The organism is Arthrobacter sp. DMZ02-1R (genome assembly GCF_057747935.1).
Genome location: NZ_CM173230.1, coordinates 2,345,971 through 2,360,834, shown reverse-complemented (window position 1 = coordinate 2,360,834; position 14,864 = coordinate 2,345,971). Strand labels below are relative to the sequence as shown.

The 14,864-nt window shown below is 60.8% G+C and carries 17 protein-coding genes; 9 read left to right on the top strand and 8 right to left on the bottom strand.

Features of this window, described 5'->3' with window-relative positions; translation table 11 throughout:
* The first annotated feature begins 19 nt into the window (after window positions 1–19).
* The 5 genes from AC3ANQ_RS11525 (at window position 20) to AC3ANQ_RS11505 (ending at window position 5,223) form a co-directional block, all read left to right on the top strand.
* On the top strand, window positions 20–1,447 hold the full coding sequence (locus AC3ANQ_RS11525; protein ID WP_488305166.1) for a M20/M25/M40 family metallo-hydrolase: 1,428 nt from the start codon (window positions 20–22) through the stop codon (window positions 1,445–1,447).
* A 206-nt stretch (window positions 1,448–1,653) separates the two neighbouring features.
* Window positions 1,654–2,040, top strand: a complete 387-nt coding sequence (locus AC3ANQ_RS11520) for a HesB/IscA family protein (protein WP_059390004.1) — start codon at window positions 1,654–1,656, stop codon at window positions 2,038–2,040.
* 183 nt (window positions 2,041–2,223) lie between these two features.
* Complete coding sequence (gene ctaC / locus AC3ANQ_RS11515; protein ID WP_488305165.1) at window positions 2,224–3,096, top strand: aa3-type cytochrome oxidase subunit II; 873 nt, start codon at window positions 2,224–2,226, stop codon at window positions 3,094–3,096.
* A gap of 10 nt (window positions 3,097–3,106) precedes the next feature.
* The gene (gene ctaD / locus AC3ANQ_RS11510) at window positions 3,107–4,825 is read left to right on the top strand and encodes an aa3-type cytochrome oxidase subunit I (protein ID WP_395796631.1); all 1,719 of its coding nucleotides are present in this window, start codon (window positions 3,107–3,109) and stop codon (window positions 4,823–4,825) included.
* Window positions 4,822–5,223: a cytochrome c oxidase subunit 4 gene (locus AC3ANQ_RS11505; RefSeq protein WP_488305164.1), complete on the top strand. Its 402-nt coding sequence runs from the start codon at window positions 4,822–4,824 to the stop codon at window positions 5,221–5,223. Before ctaD ends, AC3ANQ_RS11505 begins: the two co-directional genes overlap by 4 nt.
* Window positions 5,224–5,340: 117 nt before the next feature.
* Here the strand turns inward: AC3ANQ_RS11505 and AC3ANQ_RS11500 are convergent, their stop codons facing one another.
* Window positions 5,341–5,634, bottom strand: coding sequence for an HPr family phosphocarrier protein (locus tag AC3ANQ_RS11500; RefSeq protein WP_488305163.1), 294 nt, complete (start codon window positions 5,632–5,634; stop codon window positions 5,341–5,343).
* A 165-nt stretch (window positions 5,635–5,799) separates the two neighbouring features.
* On the opposite strand from AC3ANQ_RS11500, the gene AC3ANQ_RS11495 reads away from it, so the two are divergent.
* Window positions 5,800–6,591, top strand: coding sequence for a GntR family transcriptional regulator (locus AC3ANQ_RS11495; protein WP_488305162.1), 792 nt, complete (start codon window positions 5,800–5,802; stop codon window positions 6,589–6,591).
* Between the two features lie 104 nt (window positions 6,592–6,695).
* Here AC3ANQ_RS11495 and qcrB read toward each other — a convergent pair whose 3' ends face one another.
* The 4 genes from qcrB to ctaE all read right to left on the bottom strand — a co-directional run bounded on the left by qcrB (window position 6,696) and on the right by ctaE (window position 11,031).
* Window positions 6,696–8,369: a cytochrome bc1 complex cytochrome b subunit gene (gene qcrB, locus AC3ANQ_RS11490; protein WP_488305161.1), complete on the bottom strand. Its 1,674-nt coding sequence runs from the start codon at window positions 8,367–8,369 to the stop codon at window positions 6,696–6,698.
* Window positions 8,347–9,417, bottom strand: coding sequence for a cytochrome bc1 complex Rieske iron-sulfur subunit (gene qcrA / locus AC3ANQ_RS11485; RefSeq protein WP_488305160.1), 1,071 nt, complete (start codon window positions 9,415–9,417; stop codon window positions 8,347–8,349). The genes qcrB and qcrA overlap by 23 nt, the downstream gene beginning before the upstream one ends.
* Before the next feature lie 98 nt (window positions 9,418–9,515).
* Window positions 9,516–10,304, bottom strand: coding sequence for a cytochrome bc1 complex diheme cytochrome c subunit (gene qcrC / locus AC3ANQ_RS11480; RefSeq protein ID WP_488305159.1), 789 nt, complete (start codon window positions 10,302–10,304; stop codon window positions 9,516–9,518).
* An 88-nt stretch (window positions 10,305–10,392) separates the two neighbouring features.
* Window positions 10,393–11,031, bottom strand: a complete 639-nt coding sequence (ctaE, locus tag AC3ANQ_RS11475) for an aa3-type cytochrome oxidase subunit III (protein WP_488305158.1) — start codon at window positions 11,029–11,031, stop codon at window positions 10,393–10,395.
* Window positions 11,032–11,179: 148 nt separating this feature from the next.
* Between ctaE and trpD the strand changes: the two genes are divergently transcribed.
* Window positions 11,180–12,238: an anthranilate phosphoribosyltransferase gene (trpD, locus tag AC3ANQ_RS11470; RefSeq protein ID WP_395796645.1), complete on the top strand. Its 1,059-nt coding sequence runs from the start codon at window positions 11,180–11,182 to the stop codon at window positions 12,236–12,238.
* Between the two features lie 28 nt (window positions 12,239–12,266).
* On the opposite strand, the gene AC3ANQ_RS11465 is transcribed toward trpD, so the two are convergent.
* Together AC3ANQ_RS11465 and AC3ANQ_RS11460 are read right to left on the bottom strand one after the other, a co-directional pair.
* The gene (locus AC3ANQ_RS11465; protein ID WP_078108932.1) at window positions 12,267–12,548 is read right to left on the bottom strand and encodes an Lrp/AsnC family transcriptional regulator; all 282 of its coding nucleotides are present in this window, start codon (window positions 12,546–12,548) and stop codon (window positions 12,267–12,269) included.
* Window positions 12,549–12,609: 61 nt separating this feature from the next.
* The gene (locus AC3ANQ_RS11460) at window positions 12,610–13,008 is read right to left on the bottom strand and encodes a DUF3054 domain-containing protein (protein WP_488305157.1); all 399 of its coding nucleotides are present in this window, start codon (window positions 13,006–13,008) and stop codon (window positions 12,610–12,612) included.
* A 153-nt stretch (window positions 13,009–13,161) separates the two neighbouring features.
* Here AC3ANQ_RS11460 and AC3ANQ_RS11455 point away from each other — a divergent pair, with 153 nt between their 5' ends.
* Window positions 13,162–13,536 carry a VOC family protein gene (locus AC3ANQ_RS11455; protein WP_488305156.1) on the top strand — a complete coding sequence of 125 codons (375 nt, stop codon included), beginning with the start codon at window positions 13,162–13,164 and terminating at the stop codon, window positions 13,534–13,536.
* A gap of 5 nt (window positions 13,537–13,541) precedes the next feature.
* Here the strand turns inward: AC3ANQ_RS11455 and AC3ANQ_RS11450 are convergent, their stop codons facing one another.
* Entirely contained in the window at window positions 13,542–14,204 is a 663-nt protein-coding gene (locus AC3ANQ_RS11450; RefSeq protein WP_488305155.1) for a LysE family translocator, read from the bottom strand.
* Between the two features lie 216 nt (window positions 14,205–14,420).
* Between AC3ANQ_RS11450 and AC3ANQ_RS11445 the strand changes: the two genes are divergently transcribed.
* Complete coding sequence (locus AC3ANQ_RS11445) at window positions 14,421–14,840, top strand: VOC family protein (RefSeq protein WP_488305154.1); 420 nt, start codon at window positions 14,421–14,423, stop codon at window positions 14,838–14,840.
* Window positions 14,841–14,864 lie beyond the last annotated feature (24 nt).

Here is a 14,864-nt window from a genome sequence, read left to right as displayed (position 1 = left end):
CAGCGGTAGTGTTTTCGCCATGACTTCAATGAATGCGGAGATCCCGCAGACCCTTTCCGGCGGCTCCGGCACGATCAATGTCGATGCGCTCAAGTCCACCGTCGAATCTTCTTTTGACGAGACCATGGCGCGTTTGAAAGCGCTCGTCGCCATTCCGGGCATTGCCTGGCCAAGTTTCGACCCCGCGGAACTTGAGCGCAGCGCCGAGGCCGTTGCGGCGTTGGTCCGCGAGTCGGGCTTCGCCGACGTCCAGACTCTGCGTTGCGACAAGACGGACGGCACTCCGGGAGGACCTGCTATTGTTGCGCGCCGCGTTGCAGCGCCGGGCAAGCCGACCATCCTTCTGTACGCGCACCACGATGTGCAGCCGCCCGGCGACGTGAGCCTGTGGGATACCGAGCCGTTTGTGGCCGAGGAACGCGAAGGCCGCCTTTATGGCCGCGGCGCAGCCGACGACAAAGCGGGAATCATGGCCCACCTGGGCGCTTACGCTGCTGCAACCCAAGTGCTGGGAGATGATTTCGGCCTCGGCGTCACTTTGTTCTTCGAGGGCGAGGAAGAAGCGGGCTCGCCGACCTTCCGTACATTCCTCGAAACACACCGCGATCTCCTCGAGGCGGACGTTATCGTCGTGGCCGATTCCAGCAACTGGAAGGTCGGCGTTCCAGCCCTGACAACCAGTCTTCGCGGCCTGGTGGACGGCACCTTCGAGGTGCGGGTGCTGGACCACGCCGTGCACTCCGGCATGTTCAGTGGTCCTGTGTTGGACGCGCCGACCCTCTTGTCCCGTCTTATCGCGACCTTGCACGACGACGACGGCAACGTGGCCATCGAGGGCTTGGTGGCCAAAGATGACGTGGTAGAGGACGTTGACGAGGAACAGTACCGTGCGGATGCCTCTGTGCTCGACGGTGTGAGGCTTGCAGGCAGCGGCAGCATCGCCTCACGGCTCTGGACCAAGCCCGCCTTGTCCATCATCGGCATCGACGCACCCGCCGTCGACGTCGCATCCAACACGCTGCTCCCTTCCGCGCGCGCGAAGTTCAGCCTGCGCTTGGCTCCGGGGCAAGATCCGGATGCCGCTATGGACGCAATGGGAAGGCACCTGACGGCCAACTCGCCCTTCGGAGCGAAAGTGACGTTCGTACCGGGGGAGCAAGGCAACGCCTTCTCTACTGACACCGGCTCGGCTGCGGCCCGGATCGCGATGTGGGCACTAGGTGAAGCCTGGGGTGTGCCGGCCGTCGAAATGGGGATCGGTGGATCCATACCTTTCATCGCGGACCTGACCGAAACCTACCCCGATGTCCAGATCCTCGTGACCGGCGTAGAGGATCCGGATTCCCGGGCGCACAGCGCCAACGAATCACTTCACATTGGCGACTTCCATAACGCCGTCCTGGCCGAGGCATTGATGCTGGCGCGCTTTAACGCGGAAGGCCTCTGACACTCCAGATCCCGAAGGTGTCCATATGGATCACCAGGGGAACAAGATCCACGGCGGGGAACAAGGTAACGGTCCCGGCGGTTACGTTAGGAGTTATAGCTATGCGCCGGCTCGACGTAGCATGTAGCTATAACCCGCACGTATTTTGGGTAAGGGCAGGCGGCGCGAAGGCGCAGCCGCCAAGAGCGTCATAAGAAGGTAGGCCAATGAGCACTGCAACCAACGAAAACAGCACCGGAGCGCAGCTCGCAGGCGGCGAGCTTCCCGAGCACGAGGTCAAGTTGACCGACGTCGCCGCAGGCAAGGTCCGGAGCCTTCTTGAACAAGAGGGTCGCACGGACTTGCGGCTCCGCGTCGCTGTTCAGCCGGGCGGCTGCTCGGGCCTGATCTACCAGCTCTACTTCGACGAGCGCCTGCTCGACGGCGATGCCGTCCGCGACTACGACGGCGTTGAAGTGGTTGTCGACAAGATGAGCGTGCCGTACCTGAGCGGTGCCAGCATCGACTTCGAGGACACGATCTCGAAGCAGGGCTTCACGATCGACAACCCCAACGCCGGCGGGTCTTGCGCCTGCGGCGATTCGTTCCACTAAGCCGGGCATTCGCAGACTGTTGGCCCAGTTCAGGAACGGGTTTCAACCCAACCCGACGCACTGGGCCAGCATGTCGGCGAAACCCGCTCGGTAGCGGTAAGCTCTACATCGGGTAGTAAAACTTTAGTGTGCCCGGTGGGCCTTCGGCCTGCCGGGCTGCAGCAACAAGAGGAAGGGCCGTCTGTGAGTTCGCAGAACCGAACCGGCAGCCGACGCATAAAGATCACCTCGATCACTGGCTTGGCACTAGCCGGCGCGTTGGTTTTGACCGGATGTTCACCAGAGGTAGAGAAGGGCTGGTTGCCCACCGAGCGTGGCACCACCAACCACACCGATCGGATCATGGACCTCTGGGTCAACTCATGGATCGCCGCCCTGGTCGTCGGCATTATTACTTGGGGCCTGCTGGTCTGGTGCATCATCGCCTACCGCCGCCGTAAGGGCACCACGGGTTTTCCGAAGCAGCTTAGCTACAACCTCCCTCTGGAGGTCTTTTATTTGACCATTCCGCTGTTCATGGTCTTGGTGTTCTTCTACTTCACCGACCAGGACCAGCGTGCGATTGATGACCGCTCCCAGCCGGCCGACGTCGTTGTTGACGTCCACGGCAAGCAGTGGGCCTGGGACTTCAACTACGTGAAGGGCTCTGTCGTCACCGAGGACCTCCACGAGGCAGGCGTCCAGGCACACCTCACGGGCAACGACGTGGACAAGGATAAGCTCCCCACGTTGTACCTTCCGGTCAACAAGTCAGTTGACCTGCAGCTGAACTCCCGCGACGTCATCCACTCTTTCTGGGTCCCCGCCTTCCTGCAGAAGCGCGACATGATTCCCGGCAAGACCAACTACATCAGGTTGACCCCCACCAAGGAGGGAACCTATGACGGCAAGTGCGCCGAACTTTGCGGTGAATACCACTCAGAGATGCTGTTCCGCGTGAAGGTTGTTTCCGAGGCTGAGTTCCAGGCTCACATGAACCAGCTTCGCCAGAGCGGCAATACCGGTCTTCTCGATTCGAAGTACGACCGCAACCCGAACCTGAACGAGAAGAATTAAGGGAAGCGACGTGGCTACTTACACTCAATCCGCCGGAGTCCTTGAGTCTCCGGTAGTACCCAAATCCAAGGGACGCATCGTCGTCAACTGGATCACCTCCACTGACCACAAGACCATCGGGTACATGTACCTGATCGCGTCCTTTGTGTTCTTCTGCCTGGGCGGCGTCATGGCGCTGCTCATCCGTGCAGAGCTGTTCGAACCCGGCATGCAGATCCTGCAGACCAAGGAACAGTACAACCAGCTCTTCACGATGCACGGCACCGTCATGCTCCTGATGTTTGCGACACCGCTCTTCGCCGGCTTCGCCAACGTCATCATGCCGCTGCAGATCGGTGCCCCGGACGTTGCCTTCCCGCGACTGAACGCATTGGCCTTCTGGTTCTTCCTCTTCGGCTCCACCATCGCCGTGTCCGGCTTTATCACCCCGCAGGGTGCGGCATCCTTCGGCTGGTTCGCATATGCGCCGTTGTCGAACACGACATTCACGCCGGGCGTCGGCGGCGATCTCTGGGTCTTCGGCCTCGCCCTGTCCGGTTTCGGAACCATCCTGGGTGCTGTGAACTTCATCACCACCATCATCTGCATGCGCGCTCCGGGCATGACGATGTGGCGCATGCCGATCTTCACCTGGAACACCCTGGTGACGGCCATCCTGGTCCTCATGGCGTTCCCGCCCCTCGCCGCTGCGCTCTTCGCACTCGGCGCGGATCGCCGATTCGGCGCCCACATCTTCGATCCGGAGAACGGCGGAGCTGTCCTCTGGCAGCACCTGTTCTGGTTCTTCGGTCACCCCGAGGTGTACATCATTGCCTTGCCGTTCTTCGGCATCGTTTCTGAGATCTTCCCGGTGTTCAGCCGCAAACCGATCTTCGGCTACAAGGGCCTTGTCTACGCGACCATCGCCATTGCCGCATTGTCGGTGACCGTGTGGGCCCACCACATGTATGTCACTGGATCCGTGCTGCTTCCGTTCTTCTCCTTCATGACGATGCTGATCGCGGTACCCACCGGCGTGAAGTTCTTCAACTGGATCGGAACGCTGTGGCAGGGCTCGATTACCTTTGAAACGCCCATGCTCTGGAGCATCGGCTTCCTGGTCACCTTCCTCTTCGGTGGCCTGACCGGCATCATCCTCGCCTCTCCGCCACTTGACTTCCACGTTTCGGACTCGTATTTCGTGGTTGCCCACTTCCACTACGTGGTCTTCGGTACGGTCGTGTTCGCCATGTTCGCAGGCTTCTACTTCTGGTGGCCCAAGTGGACCGGCAAGATGCTCAACGAACGCCTGGGCAAGATCCACTTCTGGCTTCTGTTCCTGGGGTTCCACGGCACCTTCCTCATCCAGCACTGGCTCGGCGTCGAGGGCATGCCCCGTCGCTACGCGGACTACATGCCGCAGGACAACTTCACTTGGATGAACCAGTTCTCCACGATTTCATCCTTCGTCCTCGGTGCGTCTCTCCTGCCCTTCTTCTGGAACGTCTACATCACGTGGCGCAGCAACAAGAAGGTTGAAGTTGACGATCCTTGGGGCTTCGGAGCCTCGCTCGAGTGGGCTACGTCCTGCCCCCCGCCGCGGCACAACTTCACTTCGCTTCCCCGTATCCGTTCCGAGCGTCCGGCCCTTGACCTACACCACCCGGAGCTCGCACAGCACCACACAGCACAGTCGCCTGAGCCGGGAGCAACACTGCTCGGCAACGCTGATCAGAAGGACGCCAAGTGAAGATCGAATCATGGATTTTTGGAGCCGGGTCGTTTTTCTTCGTCCCCGTTGCGGTGGCCTACGGTTTTCTGACCCACTGGTCTGAGTGGGTTGGCACGCTGGGTATTCTCCTGGTCGGCGGCCTGGCTGGCATGATCGGCGGTTACCTTGGTTTCACAGGCAAGCGTGTCGGTATGCGTCCGGAAGACCGTCCGGACGCCGAGATTCACGAAGGCGCCGGCGAGCAGGGACACTTCAGCCCTTGGAGCTGGTGGCCGCTGGTCCTCGGCTTGGCTTGTGCCGGTGGCTTCCTTGGCCTCGCCGTGGGTTTCTGGATTACGTTCGTCGCCGCTGGCCTGGCTCTCGTGGCCCTGGTCGGTTGGGTCTTCGAATACAGCCGTGGAGATCACGCGCACTAGAAGCATTTTGAACAACGACGGCGGGCCCCACCAATTGGTGGGGCCCGCTGTCGTTGTCGTATAGAAGAACGGTGTCCGCGGGCACGCTTCCCGGCCGAGCCTGTGCGTTTACCCCGCTCAGCGCCCTTCTACGGCCTCCAAGACGGCCGAAAGGGCGGCTAGGGCGTCAGTAACCTCTTCAAGCGTCCGACCAGCCGGCAGCGGTTCTCCAGGGACCGACAGAACCACCTCGCAGCCATGGCCGAAGTCCTCGGTCATGACCTCAAGAAGGGACCTGGCATCGACCGCTTGCTGGCCGGGTTTCCGGATGGTCACCGGGAGCCCGGTAGCCGTCACCGCACGGACAAACACGGCGGCTGCCCGTGCATGAAGGCCGATCTCTGCGGCGACGATGGCTTTGTGCTCGGGCAAACCGGCTCCTTTTGACTCGGACGGCCAGATGCCGACTGCGATTTTGATCCTTACAAGCGTAGCGCCGCCGCACGAGGGCACAGTTCACGGCGTCCAGCTGGTCTAGACCTGTCAGGAGAATGGCCTACGCTTGTTTCATGGAAGATTTCGGGGCCGGAAGCCGTCATGCCTGCTGAAGCAGCACGTATCACGGGGGAGATCGACCGCAAGAGCGGCACTCCTATCTACGTTCAACTGCGCGAGATCCTGCGAACCTACATCTCGGAGTCTTGCAAGCCCGGTGCTGCCTTGCCATCGGAGCGGGACCTCTCTGAACGTTTCGGACTAGCCAGGATGACGGTGCGGCAGGCCATCGATGCCCTCGTCGGCGAAGAGGTCATTGAACGAGTGGTTGGTCTGGGAACTTTCGTCCGCAAACCGAAGCTGGACCTCCAAGTAAAGCTCACGTCGTACAGCGAGGAAATGCAACGTCGCGGCATGGTTCCGGCGGCGAAGGTTTTGAGCTTCGAGCAGATCGCCGCGAGTGCCTTCCTAGCCCGGGAACTCCAGCTGGAGGAGGGGACTCCCTTGGTTCGCTTCCGACGCCTCCTGCTCGCAGACAACGAGCCTATGAGCGTGGACGAGAACTTCATCCCCGCCCATCGCGTGCCGGGCCTTTTGGACGGAGCGCCTCCCACTTCGCTGTACAACGTGTTGAGCGAAAAGTACGGACTCGTCATGGAATGGGGCGAGGACATGATCGAAGCAACAGCAGCTTCGCCATCGACTGCGCGGCTCTTGAACGTGGATGTCGGCACTCCGCTGCTCAAGATTCAACGTCACGCCTTCGTCGCACGCGCCATGGTGGACTATTCCGTCTCCTACTACAGGGCTGACCGGTATAAGTTGTGGGTCCCGTTGCAGCGCCCAGGCGTTCGGTCCACGCGAAGCCGGTCCACGGGGTACCATACCCACTAGCCTCAAAGCGTCAGCGAGTGACCCGGCAGCAGGCACACACAAACAATGAGAGAGGGCCCCGTCCAATGCGGACGGGGCCCTCTCTCATTTGTTATCGCCGAGAACTAATGGCTCAGGCTCTTGTGCTCTTCGCCGGACTCGATGGCCTCATGGTGGCCATGCCCGTGCGCGGCTTCAAGCTCGGCTGGCGTTGCCGGAGCAACACGGTCTTCGAAGAACCATTTGGAAAGTGCCGCGCGGCGCTTTTCCTTCGGGGTGACCACACCGTGCTCGTTCGGCTCAGCCGGAAGCGGGACGGGCGACTCGAAGCCGACGAGCTTGTAGTGCTTATAGTCGTCCAGCGGTGCATGTACCTCGATGAACTCACCATGCGGCAAGCGCACGATGCGACCGGTTTCGCGGCCGTGCAAGGCGATCTCGCGGTCCTTGCGCTGGAGCGCAAGGGCCACGCGCTTGGTCACCATGAACGCGATGATCGGGCCAAGGAAGAAGAGCGTGCGCAGCCAGTACGTGACGTCGTTCAGGGCAACGTGGAAGTGCGTTGCGATGAGGTCCGAACCTGCAGCGGCCCACATGACGCAGTACCAGGTGAACCCTGCGACACCGATGGCGGTGCGGGTTGGAGCATTACGAGGACGGTCGAGGACGTGGTGCTCGCGGTTGTCCTTGGTGATCCACCGTTCAATCCACGGGTACATGAAGAGCACCGTGAAAATGATGCCGGCAGGAACCAATGCCGGGAGCAGGACATTCAGCGTCAGCACATGGCCGAAGATGACGTACTCGAAGTGGAAGTCGTTGACCACACCCGGCATAAGACGCAGTGCCCCATCGACGAATCCGATGTACCAGTCAGGCTGTGTACCGGCCGACACGGGGGAGGGGTCGTACGGCCCGTAGTTCCAGATCGGGTTGATAGTGAACATCGCAGCCATAAGTGCGACGACACCGAACACGATGAAGAAGAAGCCGCCGGCCTTCGCAGCGTAGACCGGTCCTAGCGGGTAACCAACGACGTTGCCGTCGTTGCGCCCCGGGCCGGGGTACTGCGTGTGCTTGTGGACAACCACCATGAAAAGGTGGATGACGATCATGAGAAGAATCATGGCTGGCACCAGCAGAATGTGCAGTACGTACAGCCGGCCGATGATGGCCGTTCCCGGGAACTCACCTCCAAAGAGGAAGAAGGAGATGTACGTTCCGATCACCGGGATGGACTTGATGACGCCGTCGATGATTCGCAGGCCGTTACCGGAGAGCAGGTCGTCGGGGAGGGAGTATCCCGTGAAGCCTTCAGCCATAGCCAGGATCAGCAGGACACCACCCACAACCCAGTTCATTTCACGCGGCTTGCGGAAGGCGCCCGTGAAGAACACGCGCAGCATGTGCACACCAAGCGAGGCCACGAACAGCAGAGCCGCCCAGTGGTGTACCTGGCGGAAGAACAAGCCACCGCGAATGTCGAAGGAAATGTTCAGCGAGGAGCTGTACGCCACGGACATTTCGACATTGGTCAGCGGAGTGTATGAACCCGAGTAGTGGGTCTCAGCCATGGACGGGTCAAAGAAGAACGTCAGGAACGTACCCGACATGAGGAGGATGACGAAGGAATACAGCGCCACCTCACCGAACATGAAGGACCAGTGATCGGGGAAGACTTTCCGGCCGAACTCACGCAGGATTCCTGATCCGCCGACCCGCTCGTCAACGAAGTCCGTGATACGGCCAACTTTGGTCTTGGGTACGAAGGGGACTTCAGCTGTTGATGAGGCGCTCATGCTCGTCACGCTCCCAGTAACTCGGTCCTACAGGTTCTTTGAAATCGCTCGTGGCTACGAGGTAGCCCTCAGCGTCGACCGCAATGGGCAGCTGGGGGAGCGGACGGCTGGCGGGTCCGAAGACAACCTTGCATTCCTTGGTGAGGTCGAAGGTCGACTGGTGGCACGGGCACAGCAGGTGGTGCGTCTGCTGCTCATAGAGAGCAACCGGGCAACCAACGTGGGTGCAGATCTTGGAGTAGGCAACAATTCCGTTGTAGCTCCAGTTTTCCCGGCCCTTGGAAATCGTCAAGTCTTCCGGGTTGAGGCGCATGAGTAGGACGACGGCCTTGGCCTTCGCGCTCAGCTTGCCTTCCTGGAGCTCGTTAAGGCCTTCTGGGATCACGTGGAACGCAGAACCGATGGTCACATCCGACGCCTTGATCGGAGTTCCGTCGGGGTCGCGGGTGAGTCGCTTGAGCTTGCCGTCCTGGGGTGCCCACATGGTGTGTGCGAGCTTGTCGTCCGGGCGGGGTCCAAGGTCACCAAATACGGCCAAGGCCGGAAAGGGGGCCAGTGCCACAGCACCCAAAAGGGTGTTGCGGATCAGTGGGCGACGCTTGATGCCGGTTTCCTCGACGATGTCCTCGACGATTCGCACGGCTGCCTGCCGGTCTTCCTCGGTGCGGATGGCGTGGCGCTCTTCCGATACCTCGTGGTCCGGCATGAGGGCCTTGGCCCAGTGCACGATGCCGGTGCCGATGCCGAGCATCGCGAATGCAGTACCAAGGCCAAGCAACAGGTTCTGGGTGCGGATCGTTGCGATCGATCCATCGGTGTGCAGATCGATGGCAAAGTACGACACCAGGAAGATCACCGTGCCGATGACGGAGATGCCAAACAGAATGGCTACCTGCCGCTCGGCTCGCTTAGCGGCTCTCGGGTCCGTGTCAGCCAGGCGCAAACGGTGCGGAGGAAGTCCAGGATCCTGAAACTTCTCCACAACATTCTGACCAGCCGTAGCTACGGTGCCCGAGTGGTTCGGACTGCCGTCACTATGGTTGCCCATAATTCGCCTCATCCTTCTCTCGTTGTCCCGGTCGGAACCGGGTTAATGTTCAATTCAAAACTGCTGTGGGGACAGCAGAAGCTTTTACTGCGCCTGGACTAAGACGTACGCGACGTCAGCCAGATGGTGAAGGCGATGATGACGCCGAGGCCTGCAACCCAGACGAAGAGGCCCTCGGAAACCGGACCCAGCGAACCGAGGTCGGCGCCACCCGGCGAACCGTTGGCTTCAATCTTCTTCAGGAAGGTGATGATGTCGCGCTTGCCCTCAGGAGAAATGTTGGCGTCGTTGAAGACGGGCATGTTCTGTGGACCGGTTGCCATGGCTTCATAGATGTGTTGGCCCGAGACACCAGCCAATGCTGGAGCAAACTTCCCGCGGGTCAATGCACCGCCGGCGGCTGCGGCGTTGTGGCACATAGCGCAGTTGACACGGAAGAGTTCGCCACCCTTGGCGGCATCTCCCTTTTCGTCAAGCAGCGCTGCATCGGGAATGGCCGGGCCGGCGCCGAGAGAAGCGACGTAAGCCGCCAGCTGCTGCGTCTGCTGGTCGTTGAACTGCCTCGGCTTTTCTTGTGCCTGGGGTCCGTTCATCTGCATGGGCATACGGCCGGTGCCAACCTGGAAGTCAACCGCAGCCGCACCCACGCCGACCAGCGAGGGGCCGTCCTTGGATCCGCTGGCGCCCATGCCGTGGCAGGTGGCGCAGTTGGCGGCAAACAGCTTGCCACCTTCCTGGGCGTCGCTTGCGCTGAAGGTAGTGGTGTCTGCCTTCGCCTGGTTGACCGTTGTGGCAACGGCGTAAAGCCCACCAGTGACGAGGAGTCCCATCAGCAGCAGCGCAATGGCTGCCAGTGGATGACGTCGCTTCTGCGAGAGTGCCTTCACGTGGTGGTTCCTTTATTCGATCCTGCGTCGGCTCCGTGAGCCGCTTTTTGAAAATTCATCCTCTTGCGAAACAAGAGTCAGTGCTTGGCTACTTCAGGACGTAGATGACCAGGAAGAGCCCGATCCACACAACATCCACGAAGTGCCAGTAGTACGAGGTGACGATTGCCGAGGTCGCTTCAAAGTGCCCGAACTTCTTGGCCGCGTAAGCGCGACCGATGATGAACAGGAAGGCTATGAGGCCGCCGATGACGTGGAGACCATGGAAGCCGGTCGTGATGTAGAACGAGGAACCGTAGGCGTTGGCCGAAAGGGTGACGTGCTCCGAAACGAGCATGGCGTATTCGGTGGTCTGCCCGGCAACGAAGAAGGAGCCCATGAGGAACGTCAGGATGAACCACTCGGTCATACCCCAGCGGGTGAGCTGCAGCACGCCGCCTCGACGGCGTGGCTCAAGTCGCTCGGCAGCGAAGACGCCCATCTGGCATGTAAAGGAACTGGCCACAAGGACGATCGTGTTGACAAGCGCAAACGGGAAGTTGAGCTTGCCGGTTTCTTCGGCCCACAACGCACCTGACGTCGATCGCAGGGTGAAGTACATGGCAAAGAGACCGGCGAAGAACATCAACTCACTGGAAAGCCACACAACGGTTCCAACGGAAACCAGGTTGGGGCGATTCAGCGTCGGGTGCGCCGGGGTACTGGGGGCATGGGTCGCAGATGTCACAAGGACATTATGTCTGTAAAAGTCCGGACTTCCCAATGCGAACCGCCTTTTGGGGGGACTTTTTCTACAAACACGCGAATTCGCGCGGAAAAGTTCCCTGAGTGGTTCGCATTGGTCATGGAGCCGGGTGGATCGCTAGCATCAAGTGGTGACTTCACAGGCATCTGCACAGCAGGCAAGCAACTCGTGGCCCGGACTCATCTCCGCCCTGATCAAGGGGCATGACCTCTCGGTCGAGAACACCGCATGGGCCATGAACACGATCATGTCCGGGGAAGCCGCTCCTTCCCAGATTGCCGGCTTCCTGGTTGCGTTGCGCGCAAAGGGGGAGACTGTGGAGGAGGTCACAGGACTGGTTGAGGCGATGCTCTCCAACGCCAATCCCGTGAGTATCCCGGGCGAAAAACTGGACATCGTGGGTACGGGTGGCGATCAACTCAACACCGTCAACATCTCCACGATGGCTGCACTCGTGGCCGCCGGTGCGGGCGCGCGCGTCGTGAAGCATGGAAACAGGGCGGCGTCGTCGTCGTCAGGCTCCGCGGACGTCCTGGAAGCCCTTGGCGTGAGGCTCGACTTGCCGATTGAGCGCGTTGCCCGCAACGCCGAAGAGGCTGGAATCACTTTTTGTTTCGCGCAGGTATTCCACCCGTCATTCCGGCATACCGGAGTTGTCCGGGCAGAACTCGGCATCCCCACAGCCTTCAACTTCCTGGGACCGATGACCAACCCGGCCCATGTCCAGGCTTCAGCCGTTGGGGTGGCCAATGCCACCATGGCGCCGCTGATCGCCGGGGTCCTGGCGCGCCGGGGGAGTCGCGGACTGGTATTCCGCGGAGGAGACGGCCTCGATGAACTGACCACCACGGGTCCATCCACGGTATGGGAAATCAGGAACGGGGAAGTTACCGAACTTCTGTTCTCGCCGGCCGACCTGGGGATCGCCTTGGCAACCGTCGCAGATCTCCGAGGCGGCAACGCCGAGGCGAATGCCGCCGTCGTGCGCGAAGTACTGGGCGGGAAGCCGGGCCCGGTCCGAGATGCCGTGTTGCTCAACGCCGCTGCCGGCTTGGTTGCCTTCGACACTTCCGCCGACGGACCGTTCCTAGACCGCATGAAATCGGCCTGGCTGCGGGCCACCGAGTCCATTGACTCCGGGGCAGCTGCCCGGGTGCTGGACACGTGGGTCGGACTCACCCAAAACTGAGCCGGCCAGGCGCCAGGGGTATTGGCGTTTACTGCTCGAAGCCCAAGGAAAAAGCGGCGTCCAGATCGTGCTGGGAGTACGCACGGAATGCGATGTGCGTAGTGGTGTGAACCACTGCAGGAACCTTGGAGAGCTTGTCCGCGATGACGTCCGCCAGCTCCTCATGCTTGGCGACACGTGCCACGGCGATAAGGTCCCATTCTCCTGTGACGGAGTAGACCTCGCTGATGCCCTGGATGGCGGAAATCTCCTCGGCCGTCTCCGGGATACGTGAAGCGTCGGTCTTGATCAGGACAAAAGCGGTGATCACTGGGGGCGGCCTTTCCGAAGTGCAGCAGTGGACGATGCAAGCCTAGTGCATGGGTTGGCGCTCAGGGCTGACTTCTCCGTCGACGAACCCGGGTCACGAGGGCGATCACGGCACGGTAGCCAAGCAGCAGGATCGCCAAGCTGATCAAAGCAACGATGATGAAGGCAAGTACTACGGTCTGGCCGGTAACTGCACGCAAAAGCATGCCGCCGGCCACGGTTCCGATCCATACAGCGACGCCGGACGGCCAGATCGCGAAGGGCGCCCGCCATATCCTCGCGGAGAGCCACGCTATCGCGGCACCCGCAAGAAACGGCCAGGCCGTCGAGAAGACCCCCGTCAAGACATCGGCGCGCTGGTGTGCGTCCCGGCCGATGGCCGCGAAAACCAGGATGAAAACGGCATCAAAAAATGCGGCGATGAGGGCAGTCCGGACCGGGGTGGCTTTTGCAGCAGGCATGGAAACGACCCTATCCCGCACGGATGCCGAACTCTAACCGATGGGTTCAGGTCCTGGAACGAACGCCCGCGAACAAGGCCTTGAACCAAAGCCTCGCTGCGCGGAAGATGTGGCTACCAAACCTAGAGCGAAGCCAGTCCCCGGAGGTAAATAATGAGGTTGATCCAAGTTGCCCAGCGGGCCGTTGACCTCGACCGCGCAGCTGCTTTCTACTCGCGACTCCTCGGCAGCGAGCCGAGGGGAAGGTTCGATCCACCTGGGCTACTGTTCTTCGATTTGAACGGGGTTCGGCTCCTCCTGGATAAGGGGGCTCCGACGTCGCTTATTTATCTTGGTGTGGCCAACGTCAGGTCCTCGATTGAAGAGATCCGTGCCTCAGGAGTCAAGGTCATTCAGGAACCACAGCTCATCTACAGCCACGTTGACGGGAGCCTTGGACCTGCCGGAACCGACGAATGGATGGCGTTCATCGAAGACAGCGAAGGCAACACGGTGGGACTCGTAGGCCGTGAGCCAACAGTAAACTAGGCGGGTCAACTCCGGTCTGTTGCGATTTTGGCCGCGAACCCGATGAGTACGACGCCGGCGATGCGGTCCGTGACTTTGCCCACCACAGGTGATTGGAGCCATCTGCGGGCAAAGTGGGTTGCGGCGATGATCCCCGCGAACCACAAGATGCCTTCAATGCTGTGGACGGTCGGCAGAAGTACGCCCATCAGCAACGGCGACGCGTCCGGCGGCAAAAACTGCGGAATCATCGCCATGTAGAACACTCCTACTTTGGGATTCAGCAGACTGCACGTGATGCCGGTGAGCCATGAAGAACGTCTGCTTGCCGGCCGGGGTTGCGCCATGGATTCGGCCGAGGCCAGGGCAAGGTCCGCAGCTGAGGCGAGAGGCACACGCCGGAAACTCTTGATCAGTATGGACAAGCCCAGCCACGCCATATAGGCGGCACCAGCCAATTTGAGGACCAGAAATGCGGCTTCCGAAGCAGCGAGCAAAGCAGACGCGCCGACGGCGGCAGCAACACCCCACACCATCGTGCCTGTGCAGATCCCTCCGGCTGCGGCGAACGCCGGAACGCGGCCCTGACTGATGGCAGTGCGCAGCACGAGAACCGTGTCCATTCCTGGAATGATCGTGAGCAGAGCGGCAACGAAGGCGAAGGAAGCCAAAGCGGCAGGGATGGTCATGCTCTATGGTAGCCAGCCGCCGTCGGGTGTTGTTTTCCGGACGACGTGCCTGTGGTCTGTTTCGCAGGTGCAAGAAGCGGTTGGATTCTACATGTCGGACAGAGCCTCAGAGCGCCGTTCGGCACGGAGCAATCCCTGTGGATGCTTCACGCCGGCGCTGTTAGCATGACGCAAAGGCAGCTGAATCCGCTGCCACAACAACTGAGGAGCCATGTAATGACCACCAACCTCAATCCTTACATCAGCTTTCGGGACAGTGCCAAGGACGCCATGGCCTTCTACAAGTCGGTCTTCGGCGGAGAGCTGACCCAGAGCACTTTCGCGGAATTCCACGCCAGCGAAGACCCGGCCGAAAGCGAGAAAATCATGCACTCGGCGCTTAAGACCGACAACGGGCTGCTATTGATGGCTGCAGACACTCCCAACAGCATGGACTACAACCCGGGCAACAACATTTCGGTGTCCCTCAGCGGAGACGATGAAGCCGAGCTTCGCGGCTATTGGGATGGACTGGCCGACGGCGGGACGGTCACCGTACCGATGGAGAAAGCGCCGTGGGGCGATATTTTCGGAATGCTGACCGACAAATTCGGCATTGCGTGGCTGGTCAACGTCACCGGAGAGCAGCCCCAGTAAAGGGAACCTCAAGGTAGTACCGCT

Bases quoted from the DNA above. Each gene is read 5' to 3' on its own strand.
- AC3ANQ_RS11525 (WP_488305166.1), top strand. From the start codon at position 20: ATGACTTCAATGAATGCGGAGATCCCGCAGACCCTTTCCGGCGGCTCC.
- AC3ANQ_RS11520 (WP_059390004.1), top strand. From the start codon at position 1,654: ATGAGCACTGCAACCAACGAAAACAGCACCGGAGCGCAGCTCGCAGGC.
- AC3ANQ_RS11495 (WP_488305162.1), top strand. From the start codon at position 5,800: ATGCCTGCTGAAGCAGCACGTATCACGGGGGAGATCGACCGCAAGAGC.
- qcrB (WP_488305161.1), bottom strand. From the start codon at position 8,369: ATGAGCGCCTCATCAACAGCTGAAGTCCCCTTCGTACCCAAGACCAAA.
- qcrA (WP_488305160.1), bottom strand. From the start codon at position 9,417: ATGGGCAACCATAGTGACGGCAGTCCGAACCACTCGGGCACCGTAGCT.
- AC3ANQ_RS11460 (WP_488305157.1), bottom strand. From the start codon at position 13,008: ATGCCTGCTGCAAAAGCCACCCCGGTCCGGACTGCCCTCATCGCCGCA.
- AC3ANQ_RS11455 (WP_488305156.1), top strand. From the start codon at position 13,162: ATGAGGTTGATCCAAGTTGCCCAGCGGGCCGTTGACCTCGACCGCGCA.
- AC3ANQ_RS11450 (WP_488305155.1), bottom strand. From the start codon at position 14,204: ATGACCATCCCTGCCGCTTTGGCTTCCTTCGCCTTCGTTGCCGCTCTG.
- AC3ANQ_RS11445 (WP_488305154.1), top strand. From the start codon at position 14,421: ATGACCACCAACCTCAATCCTTACATCAGCTTTCGGGACAGTGCCAAG.